Origin of the sequence: Methylomagnum ishizawai (assembly GCF_019670005.1) — a bacterium.
GTDB classification, from domain to species: domain Bacteria; phylum Pseudomonadota; class Gammaproteobacteria; order Methylococcales; family Methylococcaceae; genus Methylomagnum; species Methylomagnum ishizawai.
Genome location: NZ_AP019783.1, coordinates 2,012,769 through 2,027,466, shown reverse-complemented (window position 1 = coordinate 2,027,466; position 14,698 = coordinate 2,012,769). Strand labels below are relative to the sequence as shown.

Below are 14,698 nucleotides of genomic sequence, written 5' to 3'. Positions count from 1 at the left end.
TCCCTGACCGGATTCTTCCCCTTGAACAACTTCACCATCTACGAATTTCCGCTGAACGAACGGATTCGCCTCTTCATGCGCCTCGAACAATTGTTCCAGCAGGTCGATCATTTCGTGGCCGGGGCTTCGGTCTGGGATAGCCGGGCCGTCATCTCGACCCTGTTGGACGTGCTGAGCCTGTTCAGCCGCAACGACCTCAAATCCGAAGCGCTCAAGGAACTGGACCGGCACTCGGCGGCCTTGACCAAGATGACCCGCACCCAACCCGATATCGACCATGGCAAGGTGGAGACCCTCCTGGCCCGGCTCGACGCCCTGAGCAAGGAACTCTACGGCAACCCCGGCAAGATCGGTGTTTCCCTGATGGAGAACGACCTGTTCAAAAGCATCTCGCAACGCAGCGCCATTCCCGGCGGGACGTGCAGCTTCGACCTGCCCGCCTTCCACTATTGGCTGCAACTCGGCGACACCCAGCGCCGGCGCGACCTGGCGGAATGGATCCTCCCATTCCAACCGATCCGCACCGCCATCGACCTTTTGCTCAGCTTCATCCGCGGTTGCGGCACGCCCGGCGAGGAACTGGCCGCGGCGGGCTTCTTCCAGAAAACCCTGGACCACACCCTGCCCTACCAACTGCTGCGGGTGGCGGTCGAGCGCGACCAGCCCTATTTCGCCGAAATCAGCGGCGGCAAACACCGCTTCACCGTGCGCTTCATGCGGCCCGACGCCGCCGGGCGGCCCGTGCAATGCCCGGAAGACGTGCGGTTCCAACTCACCTGCTGCCTGTTGTGAGGCCCCCATGGCCACGACGGTGCGATGTCCCACTTGCGGCCGGCTTGTGGAATGGACCGAAGCCCAGCCGTTCCGGCCTTTTTGCGGCGAGCGCTGCAAGCTGATCGATCTCGGGGCTTGGGCCACCGAGACCTACGCCATCCCGGCCGCAGCCGAACAACCTCCCGCCGATCCCGAAGCCCCCGAAACCTAACATACACGCAAAAATTTTTTGCTCCCCGCCCTTGAAAACAAACAGCCCCGTCTCTACTTCGCTAGCAGCCCTTAGGGGCGAGTGCTAACACCGTTCGGCACTCCAACAAATCGACGGAGGCGGGTCGCCCGACCGGCCCGCCGCAGTTCCAACACAACTCCCGGATGATCGGGAAAAGGATCGTAAGACCATGAAAATCCGCCCTTTACATGACCGTGTCGTCGTCAAGCGCTGGGAAGAAGAACGCACCTCCCCCGGCGGCATCGTGATCCCCGATTCGGCCAAGGAAAAGCCCATCAAGGGCGAAGTGGTGGCCGTCGGCCTGGGCAAACCCCTGGACAACGGCGATGTGCGCGCCCCGAGCGTGAAAGTCGGCGACAAGGTGCTGTTCGGCAAATACGCCGGCAACGAAGTCAAGATCGACGGCACCGAATACCTGATGCTGCGCGAAGACGACATCATGGGCGTATTCGTAGCCTGAACCCACCGACCGCGAACCGACACATTAGGAGATAAGAAACCATGGCAGCCAAAGATGTACGCTTTTCCGACGACGCCCGCCAACGCATGCTGGTCGGCGTGAACGTCCTCGCCGATGCCGTCAAGCAGACCCTCGGCCCCAAAGGCCGCAACGTGGTGCTGGAAAAGAGCTTCGGCGCTCCCACCGTGACCAAGGACGGCGTGTCCGTCGCCAAGGAAATCGAACTCAAGGACAAGTTCGAAAACATGGGAGCCCAGATGGTGAAGGAAGTTGCCTCCCGCACTTCCGACGTGGCCGGCGACGGCACCACCACCGCCACCGTGCTGGCCCAGGCCATCGTGCGCGAAGGTCTGAAATCCGTCACCGCCGGGTCCAACCCGATGGACATCAAACGCGGCATCGACCTCGGCGTCGCGGTCGTGGTCAAGCAACTGCAAGCCCTGTCCAAGCCCTGCACCACCAGCAAGGAAATCGCCCAGGTCGGTTCCATCTCGGCCAACTCCGACGAGAGCATCGGCCAGATCATCGCCGACGCCATGGACAAGGTCGGCAAGGAAGGCGTCATCACCGTGGAGGACGGTTCCGGCCTCGACAACACCCTGGACGTGGTCGAGGGCATGCAGTTCGACCGCGGCTACCTCTCCCCCTATTTCATCAACAGCCAGGAAACCATGAGCGTGGAACTCGACTCCCCGTTCATCCTGCTGCACGACAAGAAAATCTCCAACATCCGCGACCTGCTGCCGGTGCTGGAAAAAGTCGCCAAGTCCGGCAAGTCCCTGCTGATCGTGGCCGAGGACGTGGAAGGCGAAGCGCTGGCCACCCTGGTGGTCAACACCATGCGCGGCATCATCAAGGTCTGCGCGGTCAAGGCTCCGGGCTTCGGCGACCGCCGCAAGGCCATGCTGGAAGACATCGCCATCCTGAGCGGCGGCACCGTGATTTCCGAGGATGTCGGCCTGTCGCTGGAGAAGGTCGAGTTGTCCGACCTGGGCCAGGCCAAGAAGGTGCAGGTCAACAAGGAAAACACCACCATCGTCGATGGGGCCGGTAGCGCCGCCACCATCAAGGCCCGCGTCGAGCAGATCCGCAAGCAGATCGAGGACACCAGTTCCGACTACGACCGCGAGAAGCTGCAAGAGCGCGTCGCCAAGCTGGCCGGCGGCGTGGCGGTCATCAAGGTGGGTGCCGCGACCGAAGTCGAGATGAAGGAAAAGAAGGCCCGCGTGGAAGACGCGCTGCACGCGACCCGCGCCGCGGTCGAAGAAGGCATCGTGCCCGGCGGCGGCGTGGCCTTCGTCCGCGCCCAGGCCGCGCTGAAGGACTTGCAGGGCAAGAACCACGACCAGACCGTGGGCGTCGCCATCCTGCGCCGCGCCATCGAGGAACCGCTGCGCCAGATCGTCACCAACGCCGGCGAAGAGGCTTCCGTGGTGCTGTCCAAGGTGCAGGAAGGCAGCGGCAGCTTCGGCTACAACGCGGGCAACGGCGAATACGGCGACATGATCGAAATGGGCATCCTGGACCCGACCAAGGTGACCCGTTCCGCGCTACAGAACGCCTCCTCCGTGGCCGGCCTGATGCTGACCACCGAGGCCATGGTCGCCGAAATCCCCAAGAAGGAATCGGCCCCGGCGATGCCCGGCGGCATGGACGGCATGATGTGATCGGCTTGGGCTGATCCCGTCCCGAACAAAAGCCCCGCCGGGGAAACCCGGCGGGGCTTTTTTTACGGGGCCAATGACCGGATACCGCAACTCAGCGCTGTATCCACTTATAGTTGCAAACCGAGCAATAGCATTTGCGCTTGCCGCGCCGGAAAACCGATTTGAAGGTGCGGGTGCCCACCCTGAGTTTGGCCCTGTCCCTGGTCTTGCATTTCGGGCAGTAGAACACGTTGAAACGCCTGTAAAGGTGGTACCAGAACATGCCGGCCACGCTCACCACCACCGACCCGACGAAGGTGGGCAGGATATAGGGCAGGACATACTTGCCGGCATAAAACCCGAGCCGCTGCCAATAATAGGATTTGACCAGCCAAGCCGGCAAAGCGGCCTCGATCCAGGCCAGGGCTTTCCCCCTCAGGCCCGCGAGCTTCGGCTGCGCCTGGGCGGCGGGCTTGCCCTTGGCGAATTTGCGCTCGCCCTCGGCCGGGGCGACCCCTTCCTTCGCGTGCCTGGCCCAGAGCTTGAAGCTCGGCATCAAATCCACCGCCCGTTGCAAACGGTCCACCTGTACATGGCGATAGGGGTTCTGGCTGAGGGACAGCACATAGACCGCCCGCCGCAACTCGGCCTCCAATTCGGAGAAGTCGGCGTCCTCCCATTCGGTCACCGCCTTGCCGTAGAGCTTGTTATCGGGCGTGGACCAGAATTGCTCCGTCAGCAGGGCGCCATCCTCGGCGATGAAATTATTGGGATTGAACAAAGAACGCACCTGGCCGCCATAGGCCAGATGGCACAGCAGCAAGGCCAACACCAGCAGCCCGCCCCGCGCCCTTCGACTTCTCGTTATCGGAAACACTCGTCGCCCCCTAGCATTGGTTTCATTTTCCATCCGGCCGGCCCTTTCCCCGCCACATCCGTGGCCCTGCCCGGGCGCAAAGCGGGAAGTGTAGCCAGCTTATTACAAGCAAGGCAAGAACATGGCACCGCGCCCCGGAGCGCTCCGGGAATCGGCCCGCCCCCCTATGGACGCCTAAAAAAAGGGCACCCGAAGGTGCCCCGCCGATACCTTGGCTTCCCGTTTCAACCCGGCTTGCCCGGCTTGGCCGGGGCGGCGTTGTTGTGGGAGTAATCGGTGATTTTCTGGGAAAGCTTATTCAACAGGCTATCGAAACCCTCGCGGTCGATGACGCTGGTATATTGGGCCTTTTTCAGGGCCAAATCGCTGATGCCATCGACGATGATATTGATGATCTGCCACTGCCCATTGAGTTCGCCCACGATATACTCGAACTTGATGGGTTTTTCCTTGGGGGCGGTGAAGTTATAGCGCAGCAACAGTTTGCCGTTCTTCAAATCCTGGCTGCTGTCGAACACGAAGGATTCGCCGCCATAGCCGTTGAACTGGGCGGCATAGGTGGCGACGCTCAGATCGATCAATTTCTCCATGAAGGCGGTTTTCTGGGCCTTTTCCAGCTTTTTCCAGTGGCTCCCCAGGGCGATCTGGGAGACCGCCTCGAACTCGAAGGTATCCCGCACCACCGGCCCGATCAATTTATAGCGTCCCTGATACCCCAATTTGTCCGCGCCCTTCATCGCCTGGATGAGCGTCTCGTTGAGTTTGTCCACGGGTTTCCTGGCTTCGTCCACCGGCTCGGCCCAAGCCGGGAAAGACGCGAGGCATACCAGCCACAAACCCAATATCAGCTTAAAAATCATAATGTTCCCCTTGCTCGACTAGGCGGGCGAATATAGCACAACCGCCGGGTTTTGGGATGGGATGGGCGGGCCGCCGCTCAGCGGCGCGACTGGCCGTAGAGGCTCACCAGCAGGTTGGCCTCGGACAAGGACAGGCCGAATTCCGCGACCAGTTCCTCGGGGCGGGCACCGGCCTTCACCTTGTCGATGGCGGTGTAATAGGGCTGCTGGGTGGTTTCGCGGGTGGCGAGTTCCTCGATGCGGGCGAGGCATTCGCGCAGGCGCTCCTCCTGGCCGAACACCCGCCGGTCCACCTGCACCGCCGCCGCGCACAGGCCCATCAAATCCTGGCTTTGCCGGGCCATGCCCTCGGCCAGGGCGGCGTGGTCGCGGGCCAGCTTGCGGTGGGCGCGGGCCAGCACGAACAAACCCGCCGCCAGGAGGGCCGACAAGGCGAGGAGCGCGAAATAAGGCAACCAGTTCATCGGGCGTATCGTCGATAGGGGAAGTAGGGTTCGCGGGCTTGGCGGGCGGTGGACAGGGGGTTGGCGGGGACCACGGGCCCGGACCCGGCCCATATTATGCGCCAAGACCGCGCGGGAACGGGACCGTCAGAAGAATTCGAGGTCGGCCCGCTCCTCTTCGCTCAGGAAGCGGTTGAGATCGACCAGGATCAGCAACTGGCCATTGCGGCTGGTGACGCCCTGGATATAGCGGGAGCTTTCCTCGTTGCCGACATTGGGCGCAGCCTCGACCTCGGAACCGCGCAACTCCACCACTTCGGCCACGCTGTCCACCAGGATGCCGATGACCTGGTCCACGGCCTCGATGATGACGATGCGCGAGGCGTCGTCGGGGTCTTTCGGATACAGGCCGAAGCGCTTGCGGGTGTCGATCACGGTGACGACATTGCCGCGCAGGTTGATGATGCCGACCACATAGTCGGGCGCGCCCGGCACCGGGGCGATTTCGCTGATGCGCAGGACTTCCTGCACCTGCATCACATTGACCCCGTAGGTCTCGTCGCCCAGGCGGAAAGTTACCCATTGGTTGACCGGCTCGGTACGTTTTTGCATGGCTCCGCTCATGGTGGCCTCGTTGTGATTGGGTTTGGTGGGATTCAGACCAACCCTGGAATCCCAAGTTTGCTTTGGGCGGCCGGACTCCATGCCAAAGCGAGCTTTGGACCCCGGCTTGGCCCGGAACCGGAACTTGGCCGGTTAACCATGGGCCAGCGCCCCGGACCGTTGTTGCGTCAAGCCGCCGCTCAGGGCGTCCTCCAGCAATTCGGCATAGGCGGCGGCGGCCTTGGTGCCGGGCGCGAAGCGGGATACCGGCTGTCCTATCTGGCTGGCCTCGCGGATGCGGGTATCGACCGGGATTTCCGAGCGCCAGGACTGGTCGCCGAAACGCTGGCGGATGACCTCCAGGGTTTGCAGGGCGGCGCGGGTACGGCGGTCGAACATGGTCGGCACGATGGTGAAGCGCAGCGCCACCCGGCGCGATTTGCCGATCATGGCCAGGGTGTGCAGCATCCGCTCCAAGCCCTTGAGCGCCAGGAATTCGCACAGCACCGGCACGAACAAATGCTCGCTGGCGGCCAGGGCGTTGACCATCAGGACGCCGAGCATGGGCGGGCTGTCGATCAGGGCGAAATCGTATCGCCCGCGCACCCCGGCCAGCGCGTTGCCCATCACCAGCCCCAAGCCCCCGGCCCCGTTCTGGCGCTCGATGGTCGAGAGCGCCGAGGACGCGGGCAGGACCGACAAGCCCTCGACGCCGCTGGGCCGCACATAGCGGTCCAGTTCGAGCTTGCGCCGCGCCAGGGCGTCCTGGAACAAATCGTAGACGCTGCCCTGGATATCGTCCGGGTTCATCTTGAAATAGCCGGTCAAGGAACCGTGCGGATCGAGATCGACCAACAGGACGCGATAGCCGCGCTCGGCCAGCAAGCCGCCCAGCGAAACCACGGTGGTGGTCTTGCCCACCCCGCCCTTTTGGTTGGAAACCGCCCAGACCTTCATGGCTTCACCGTTGCCGGCGCGGGCGGGGCGGCGGATCGCGGCGGCGCGTCCAAGGCCGGCGCGCCGTAACGCGCCGCGCCGTTCGACATCACCACCAAGACCACCCGCCGGTTGCGGTAACGGCCTTCCTCGTTGGCGTTCTCCGCCACCGGATGGTATTCGCCATAGCCGATGGCGGCGAGGCGGCGCGGGTCGACGCCATTGCGGGTCAGTTGGTTCACCACGGCGGCGGCGCGGGCCGAGGATAGCACCCAGTTGGAGGGGAATTCGGCGGTGCTGATGGGCATGTTATCGGTGTGGCCCTCGATGTTGATGGGATTGGGGATCTCGCGGAAGATTTCCGACAAGCGATACAGCACCGGCAGGGATTCGGGCGCGAGCGCGGCCTTGCCGCTGGGGAAGAACAACCCGCTCTTCATCTCGACCTCCAGCCAGAACTCGTGGCGCTTGACGACCGCCAGATCGTCCTGGATATAGGGCGACAGCACGGCCTCCAACCGGTCGGCGACCGTTTCCAGCCGGGCCTGTTCCCGTTGGGGATCGCCGTCGGCGGTGGGTTCGGGGGATTCCGCGCCCAGGCCGGTTTCGGGGCTGCCGACCAGATACTCGCCCGGCTCCCCATCGTAGATTTGGACCGGCTCGCCAGCCCTGGAAACCTTGCGGCCATCCTCCATGAACACCTCGGCCAGGGTGCGCGACAGCACCCGGTATTTGCCTTCGTTAATCGAGGAAATCGAATACATCACCACGAAGAACGCGAACAGCAAGGTGATGAAATCGGCATAGGACACCAACCAGCGTTCCAGGTTTTCATGCTCGTCTTCGGAGCGCTTGCGTCTAGCCATGGCTCACCCATCCAGGAAGCCGGTCAGCTTCAATTCGATATTGCGGGGGTTCTCGCCCTCGGCGATGGCGATGACGCCTTCCAGCACCAGTTCCCGCGCCCGGTGCCGCGCCGAGGCCCGCGCCTTGAGCTTGTTGGCGACGGGGATGAACAACAAATTCGCCAGCCCCACGCCGTAGATGGTGGCGACGAAGGCCGTGGCGATGCCGCTGCCCAGCTTGGCCGGCTCGGACAGGTTCTGCATGACATGGATCAAGCCCATCACCGCGCCGATGATGCCGATGGTGGGCGAATAACCGCCCATGGCCTCGAACACCTTGGCGGCGGTCAGGTCGCGCTGTTGCTTGACGCCCAGTTCCAGTTCCAGGGTATCGCGGATGACTTCGGGTTCGTTGCCGTCCACCAGCAATTGCAAGCCCTTGCGGGAGAACAAATCGGCCTCGTTGGGGATGAAATTCTCGAGGCCGAGCAAGCCTTCGCGCCGGGCCAGGGTACTCCAGCCCACCAGCTTCTTGATCTCCTCGCCCGGATCGATGGACGGCATGAACAACACCCAGCGCAACATCTTGAGCGCGTAGACGAACACGGCTGGCGGGGTTTGCAGCATCACCGCGCCCAGGGTGCCGCCGATCACGATGACCAGGGCGGGACCGTTCAGCAGCGAGCCGATATGGCCCCCTTCCAGGAAATTGCCGAAGACGACGGCCCCCACCCCGAGGAAAATGCCGGCGATGGTCAAGCCGTCCATGGTTGCCCCCGCGCCAATTCATCGGCCATGTCGTCGAGGTCGTAGACCGCGTCGGCCAGCCGGCCATCGACGATGGCCTTGGGCATGCCGTAGACCACGCAGCTCCGTTCGTCCTGCGCCCAGACCGCCGCGCCCCGCGCCTTCAACCGCGCCGCGCCCTGCCTGCCGTCCGAACCCATGCCGGTCAGCACGATGACGAGCGCCCGCGGGCTGTGCGCCAGACCGGCCAGGGACGCGAAGGTGACATCGGCGCTGGGCCGGAAATATTCACCCTCGGCGGCCTCGCGGAGGGCGATGGTTCTGCGGCCCGCTTGTTCGCGCAGTTCCATCTGCACGCCGCCCGGTGCCACCAAGGCCAGGCCGGGCCGCAACTCGTCGCCGTGCTTGGCCTCGCGGACCTCGATGGCGCAAACCTGGTTCAAGCGTTCGGCGAAGCTGCCGGTGAAATTGCCCGGCATATGCTGCACCACCAGCACCGGCACCGGCAGTTGCGCGGGCAAGGCGGCCAGGACCTTCTGGACGGCGGTGGGTCCGCCGGTAGAGGCGGCGATGGCGATCAGGCTCACGCCGCGCACATGGCCGGACTGGGATGGCGGATGCCTGGGACGGGGGGCGGGGGGGACGGTCGGGCGGGGCGGGGGCGAGGCGCGGACCTTGGCGCGATGCCGGGCCAGTTCCAATACCCGGCCACACAGCATCCGCTTGGCGGTTTCCTTGTCGGCGCTGATTTCGTGCAATTGCTTGGGGATGAAATCCATGGCCCCGGCATCCAGCGCCTCCAGGGTGGCGCGGGCGCCGGCCTGGGTGGAGACCGAGAACATCAGGATGGGCGTGGGCCGTTCGCGCATGATCCGGCGCACCGCCGTGATGCCGTCCATGACCGGCATTTCCACATCCATGGTGATCACATCGGGCTGGAGTTCTGCGGCCATGCGGATGGCGTCCAGGCCGTTGCCGGCGCTGCCCACCACTTCGAGGTGGTCGTCGCCGTTGAGGATTTCGGTCAGGCGATGGCGCATGAAATTGGAATCATCGACCACCAGCACCCGGTAAACCATCCCATCCCCCTACCGCATCGGCCCGTAGCGCTTCATCAGGCCGGGCACGTCCAGGATCAGGGCGATCTGGCCGTCGCCGGTGATGGTCGCCCCGGCCATGCCCGGTACGCCGCGCAGTTTGGCCCCCAGGGGCTTGATGACCACCTCCTCCTGCCCGATCAAATGATCGACCACGAAGCCGACATGCCGCCCGCCCGCCATCACCACCACCACATGGCCGGCTTTGCCGCGCTCGGGATCGTAGCCCGGAATCAGCCAATCCTTGAGATAGAACAAGGGCAGCACCTTCTGCCGCACCAGGGCCACCAACTGGCCGTCCACGGTGTTGGTCTTGGACAGGTCGAGGTCGAGGATTTCCACCACGCTGGACAGGGGTAGCGCGAACGGCTGCTGGTTGAGCTTGACCATCAGGGTGGGCATGATCGCCAGGGTCAAGGGCAGCTTGATGATGATGCGGGTCCCCCGTCCCAGCACCGAATCCACCGCCACCGTGCCGTTCATCTGGGAGATGCGGGTCTTCACCACGTCCATGCCGACACCCCGGCCCGAGACATCGGAAATCTCGGTCTTGGTCGAAAGCCCCGGCATGAAGATCAATTCATAGCAGCCCCGGTCGTCCAGGCGGGCGGCGGATTCCTGGTCCATCAAGCCTTTTTCCACCACCTTGCGGCGCAGGGTTTCCGGGTCCATGCCCTTGCCATCGTCCTCGATGGCGAGTTCGATATGGTTGCCTTCCTGGGCCGCGATCAGCACCACCCGGCCTTCCCGCGGCTTGCCCGCCGCGACCCGCTCCTCGGGGGTTTCGATGCCGTGGTCCACGGCGTTGCGCACCAGATGCACCAGGGGATCGGCCAGGGCTTCCACCAAGTTCTTGTCGAGGTCGGTTTCCTCGCCGCGCAGTTCCAACTGGACTTCCTTGTTCAAACTGCGGGCCAGGTCGCGCACCACCCTGGGGAAACGCCCGAACACCTTCTTGATCGGCTGCATCCGGGTTTTCATCACCGACAGCTGCAGGTCCGAAGTCACCACGTCCAGGTTGGCGATGGCCTTGGTCATGGCATCGTCGTTGAAGGCGCTGCGCAGGGTCTGGAAACGGTTCCGCACCAGCACCAGCTCGCCCACCATGTTCATGATCTCGTCCAGGCGCTGGGTATCGACCCGCACCGTGGTTTCCACCGCGGTGGTGGTGGGAGAGGCGGTGGACTTGGCCGTCGTCTTGGCGGGATCGAAGTGGGCGGCCTCGTGGAAAGCGGGCGGAGGTTCCAAAGGCTTGGCCGCTTCGGTTTGGGGGGTGCCGAGATGCCGGCCCCTGCCATGCAGGTTGTCGAGCAAAGCCTCGAATTCGTCCTCGCTGATCAGGTCGGCGGCGGGCTGGGCAGGGGGCGGGGACGGCGCGTCCGCGGGAACGCCGACATGCTTGCCCTTGCCGTGCAAATCATCGAGCAAAGCCTCGAACTCGTCCTCGGAAATCGTATCGCCCACGGGCAGCGCGGGTTCGGCGGCGGGAATCGCGGGCGGAGCCGCCGGGCCGGACCGCTTCGCCCCCCCATGCAGCTGATCCAACAACCGCTCGAATTCCTCCTCGGTGATTTCGTCGGGTTCGGCCTGGGTCTGGGCCGGTGCGGGTTCCACCGGTTCGGCGGCGGGAACCTCGCCCACGATGCCGGGTTCCAGCATGGCGAACAAATCGGCTTCCACCACATTGCTGGGCTTGGGCATGGAGGCGACCGGAAGGGCCGCCACGGGTTCGGGTGTTTGTACCCGAGCGGCAACGGCTGGCGCGGGCGGCGATGACGGGGCTGGCGCGGGTTCGGGCGCGGCCTGCGGTTGCAGCAAACGCGACAGCCGGTCCAGCAAATCGGGATCGACCGGCTCCGGGTCCTTGCCGTTGCGGATGTATTTGAAGATGGAATTGACCACGTCGAGGACTTCGAGGATCACATCCATCAAAACCGCATCGACCCGCCGCTCGCCCTGGCGCAAGGCGTTGAACACATCCTCGGCGCGGTGGCACACCCCGACCAGGACGCCCAGGTTCAAGAAACCGGCCCCGCCCTTGATGGTATGGAAACCCCGGAAAATGGCGTTGAGCAAATCGTAGTCGTCGGGCGTGTTTTCCAGCTCGACCAATTGCCCGTTGAGCTTTTCCAATATCTCCCCGGCTTCCACCAGGAAATCCTGGACGATTTCGTCGTCGAGATCGATGGCCATGGCCGCTTTCCCTTAAAACCCCAGGCTGGACAACAAACCGTCCACATCGTCCTGGCTATGCACCGCGTTGGCATCGACCCCCGGCACGCAAGGACCCAAGGCGGGAACGGCGGGTTCCGGTGCGTCGCCTTCCGCGCGATAGCGGCGGCTGGACAAGCGCACCATGTCCACCAAATTGGATTCCAACTCCTGAACCAACTGGATCACCCGACGGATGATCTGCCCGGTGAGGTCTTGGAAACCCTGGGCCATCAAGACTTCGCCCAACAAGGTTTGCATGGCCACCAATTGCTGCCCGGACTGCGCGAGATGCTCGGCCAGGTCCAGGCTGAGCTGCTTGAATTCCTCGAACGGCATTTCCCGCTGGCGGAAGCGCTGCCATTGGCCGCCCAGTTCGCCGGCCTGGCCCGCCAGGGCTTCGGCCATGGGCAGCAGGGTTTCCACCGCGTTGAGGGTGGTGTTGGCCGCCTGTTCGGTCATGGCGATGACATAGTTGAGGCGCTCCTTGGCGTCGGGGATTTCGCGCTCGGTCAGATGGGCGAGTTTGTCGTCCACCGCGAAGCTGGCGAGGGTGTCGTGTAGTTGACGGGTCAGGCGTCCCACTTCCTGGAACAAGGTCATTTCGCGGACCCGGCCTATGTCGTCGAGGATTTGGTCGGCCTCGATCTGGTCGCCCCGCTCCAAGGCGGAGACCAGGGCCAGCGCCTGGGCGATACGCGGGTCGGCGTCGGCGGGAAGCGGAGCGGCGTTCTTTTTCTTGGCCATGGGCTAACTTCCGTTCAAGCGTCTAGGCGCTCGAAGATTTTTTCGATCTTTTCCTGGAGGGTGGCGGCGGTGAAAGGCTTGATGACATAGCCGTTCACCCCGGCCTTGGCGGCTTCGATGATCTGCTCGCGCTTGGCTTCCGCCGTCACCATCAGCACCGGGATATGCATGAGGTTGGGCTCGGCCCGGACCATGCGCAGCAAATCCAGGCCGTTCATGCCGGGCATGTTCCAATCGGTGATGAGGAAATCGATGCCGCCGCCCAGGAGCTTGGGCCAGGCGGACTGCCCGTCGTCGGCTTCCACGGTATTGTTGAAGCCGAGTTCGCGCAGGAGGTTCTTGATGATCCTGCGCATAGTGGAAAAATCGTCCACGATCAGGATTCTCATATTCTTATTCAAGGTCTTTCACCTCGGTCTGACGGTTCGGGCCGACGCTTCCCGCCCCGGCGGGGGCGGCCTGGGGCCTGGGAGCTTGTCTCTGGGTGGGCATCGGTCGGGATGGCGTTGTGGATTCGATCTATGCCAATGAGGCTAGCACACAATTGGGAGGCTTGATGCGGGAGGTGGGAGGCCGGAGCCTTGAGACCGGAGACCCCTCAAGCCCCCAACCGCCGCCCCCTGGCCTCGCGCCGCTTCACAGGCATCCGCTCGGCGTCCAGCCAGCCCTGCATCCGCGCCCGCAGGCGCAACATGGCCTGGCCCTGGATTTGGCACACGCGGGACTCGCTCACGCCCAACACCTCGCCGATCTCCTTGAGGTTCAGTTCTTCCTCGTAGTACAGCGACACCACCATACGCTCCCGCTCGGGCAAGCCGGAAATGGCATCGGCCAAGGCTTCGGCGAAACCGGCCCGCACCAAACCCTCGGGTGGCGAAGCGGCGGGATCGGCGCATTCCTCCAAGGCGCCATCGCCCGATTCGGTCAATTCCTCGATGCTGAACACCCGGCAGCTTTGCGCGTCGCGCAGGATATCGTGGTAGTTGTCCATCGAGAGACCCAATTGCTCGGCGACCTCGGCGTCGCGGGCATCGCGCCCGGTGCGGGCCTCGATCAGCCGGATGGCCTCGGCCACCTCGCGGGCCTTGCGATGCACCGAACGCGGGGTCCAGTCGTAGCGCCGCAGTTCGTCCAACATCGCGCCCCGGATGCGGATGCCCGCATAGGTCTCGAAGGTCGCGCCCTGCCCGGCGTCGTACTGGCGGGCGGCTTCCAAGAGCCCCACCATCCCGGCCTGGATCATGTCCTCGACCTGCACCGAGGGCGGCAGGCGGCTCATCAGGTGGTAGGCGATGCGCTTGACCAGGAAGGCGTTCTGCGCCACCAACGCATCGGTGCCGGGCGATTGCACCTGGGCGTACAAAGCTATTCCGTTCATACCGTTGCCGTATTGCTATAGCGGATCATGCGCTCGACGAAGAATTCCAAACCGCCGCCGCCGCGCTGGCTGATCGGCAGGGCGTCGGTGCGCAGGGCCGTGGCCCGGAAGGCCTGGGCGGATTTGCTATTGGGATAGGCCAGGACCACCGGATTCTGTTTCTGCACCGCCCGGCGCAGATATTCGTCCTGGGGAATGGCCCCCAGGAAATGCAGGGCCACGTCCAGATAGCGGTCGGTCACTTTGCACAGCTTGCTGAACAGGGCTTGGCCGTGGACCACGTCCTGGACCATATTGGTCAGGATATGGAAGCGGAACACGCCGTAATCGCGGTTCATCAGCTTGATGAAGGCGTAGGCGTCGGTCAGCGAGGTGGGTTCGTCCACCACCACCAGGAGGACGTCCTGGCAGGCGCGGACGAAATTCACCACGCCGCCGGCGATCCCCGCCGCCGTATCGACCATCAGCACGTCGATGTCCTGGTTCAGGTCGGCGAAGGCGTGGATGATCGCCGCCTGCTCGGCGTGGTTCAGTTCGGACATGCGCTGGATGCCGGAGGAGGCCGGCACGATCCTCAGCCCGCCCGGCCCCTCGACCATGATCTCGTCCAGGCTGCGCTCCCCGCTCAGCACATGGGACAGGTTATATTTGGCATGGAGCCCAAGCAGCACGTCCACATTGGCCAGGCCCAGGTCGGCATCCAACAGCACGACCCGGCGTCCCATCCCCGTGAGCGACACGCCCAGGTTCACCGCCACGTTGGTCTTGCCAACGCCCCCTTTGCCACTGGATACCGCCATCACGCGGATTGGATTGGTCTGGCTCATAACTCTGATTCCATG

General features: G+C 64.0%; 17 protein-coding genes. 4 read left to right on the top strand and 13 right to left on the bottom strand.

The features are described 5' to 3' along the window. The first annotated feature begins 21 nt into the window (after positions 1-21). The 4 genes from zapD to groL all read left to right on the top strand — a co-directional run bounded on the left by zapD (position 22) and on the right by groL (position 3,133). Positions 22-792, top strand: coding sequence for a cell division protein ZapD (gene zapD / locus K5658_RS09250; protein WP_221066648.1), 771 nt, complete (start codon positions 22-24; stop codon positions 790-792). A gap of 7 nt (positions 793-799) precedes the next feature. Next, the gene (yacG, locus tag K5658_RS09245) at positions 800-985 is read left to right on the top strand and encodes a DNA gyrase inhibitor YacG (RefSeq protein WP_221066647.1); all 186 of its coding nucleotides are present in this window, start codon (positions 800-802) and stop codon (positions 983-985) included. Between the two features lie 190 nt (positions 986-1,175). Beyond that, positions 1,176-1,466 carry a co-chaperone GroES gene (gene groES, locus K5658_RS09240; RefSeq protein WP_221066646.1) on the top strand — a complete coding sequence of 97 codons (291 nt, stop codon included), beginning with the start codon at positions 1,176-1,178 and terminating at the stop codon, positions 1,464-1,466. A gap of 41 nt (positions 1,467-1,507) precedes the next feature. Next, on the top strand, positions 1,508-3,133 hold the full coding sequence (gene groL, locus K5658_RS09235) for a chaperonin GroEL (RefSeq protein WP_221066645.1): 1,626 nt from the start codon (positions 1,508-1,510) through the stop codon (positions 3,131-3,133). A 91-nt stretch (positions 3,134-3,224) separates the two neighbouring features. Here the strand turns inward: groL and K5658_RS09230 are convergent, their stop codons facing one another. The 13 genes from K5658_RS09230 to K5658_RS09170 all read right to left on the bottom strand — a co-directional run bounded on the left by K5658_RS09230 (position 3,225) and on the right by K5658_RS09170 (position 14,683). Continuing rightward, positions 3,225-3,989 (bottom strand): hypothetical protein, encoded by a 765-nt coding sequence (locus K5658_RS09230; RefSeq protein ID WP_221066644.1) that lies wholly within the window; start codon positions 3,987-3,989, stop codon positions 3,225-3,227. A gap of 224 nt (positions 3,990-4,213) precedes the next feature. Beyond that, on the bottom strand, positions 4,214-4,849 hold the full coding sequence (locus K5658_RS09225) for an HpnM family protein (RefSeq protein WP_221066643.1): 636 nt from the start codon (positions 4,847-4,849) through the stop codon (positions 4,214-4,216). Positions 4,850-4,926: 77 nt separating this feature from the next. Beyond that, entirely contained in the window at positions 4,927-5,313 is a 387-nt protein-coding gene (locus tag K5658_RS09220) for a DUF2802 domain-containing protein (protein ID WP_221066642.1), read from the bottom strand. Positions 5,314-5,439: 126 nt separating this feature from the next. Next, the gene (locus K5658_RS09215; RefSeq protein WP_246628603.1) at positions 5,440-5,904 is read right to left on the bottom strand and encodes a chemotaxis protein CheW; all 465 of its coding nucleotides are present in this window, start codon (positions 5,902-5,904) and stop codon (positions 5,440-5,442) included. 144 nt (positions 5,905-6,048) lie between these two features. Then, positions 6,049-6,852, bottom strand: coding sequence for a ParA family protein (locus tag K5658_RS09210; RefSeq protein ID WP_221066641.1), 804 nt, complete (start codon positions 6,850-6,852; stop codon positions 6,049-6,051). Beyond that, complete coding sequence (motD, locus tag K5658_RS09205) at positions 6,849-7,697, bottom strand: flagellar motor protein MotD (RefSeq protein WP_221066640.1); 849 nt, start codon at positions 7,695-7,697, stop codon at positions 6,849-6,851. Before motD ends, K5658_RS09210 begins: the two co-directional genes overlap by 4 nt. Positions 7,698-7,700: 3 nt before the next feature. Continuing rightward, positions 7,701-8,444 carry a flagellar motor protein gene (locus K5658_RS09200; protein ID WP_221066639.1) on the bottom strand — a complete coding sequence of 248 codons (744 nt, stop codon included), beginning with the start codon at positions 8,442-8,444 and terminating at the stop codon, positions 7,701-7,703. Continuing rightward, a complete protein-coding gene (locus K5658_RS09195) occupies positions 8,432-9,502 on the bottom strand; it encodes a protein-glutamate methylesterase/protein-glutamine glutaminase (RefSeq protein WP_221066638.1) in 1,071 nt (356 codons plus the stop codon). Before K5658_RS09195 ends, K5658_RS09200 begins: the two co-directional genes overlap by 13 nt. 9 nt (positions 9,503-9,511) lie before the next feature. Beyond that, positions 9,512-11,713: a chemotaxis protein CheA gene (locus K5658_RS09190; protein ID WP_221066637.1), complete on the bottom strand. Its 2,202-nt coding sequence runs from the start codon at positions 11,711-11,713 to the stop codon at positions 9,512-9,514. A 12-nt stretch (positions 11,714-11,725) separates the two neighbouring features. After that, a complete protein-coding gene (locus tag K5658_RS09185; protein ID WP_221066636.1) occupies positions 11,726-12,478 on the bottom strand; it encodes a protein phosphatase CheZ in 753 nt (250 codons plus the stop codon). A 14-nt stretch (positions 12,479-12,492) separates the two neighbouring features. Beyond that, the gene (locus K5658_RS09180) at positions 12,493-12,867 is read right to left on the bottom strand and encodes a chemotaxis response regulator CheY (protein WP_246628602.1); all 375 of its coding nucleotides are present in this window, start codon (positions 12,865-12,867) and stop codon (positions 12,493-12,495) included. 209 nt (positions 12,868-13,076) lie between these two features. Continuing rightward, positions 13,077-13,856, bottom strand: coding sequence for an RNA polymerase sigma factor FliA (locus K5658_RS09175; RefSeq protein WP_221066635.1), 780 nt, complete (start codon positions 13,854-13,856; stop codon positions 13,077-13,079). Next, complete coding sequence (locus K5658_RS09170; protein ID WP_221066634.1) at positions 13,853-14,683, bottom strand: MinD/ParA family protein; 831 nt, start codon at positions 14,681-14,683, stop codon at positions 13,853-13,855. Before K5658_RS09170 ends, K5658_RS09175 begins: the two co-directional genes overlap by 4 nt. Between the last annotated feature and the right edge of the window lie 15 nt (positions 14,684-14,698).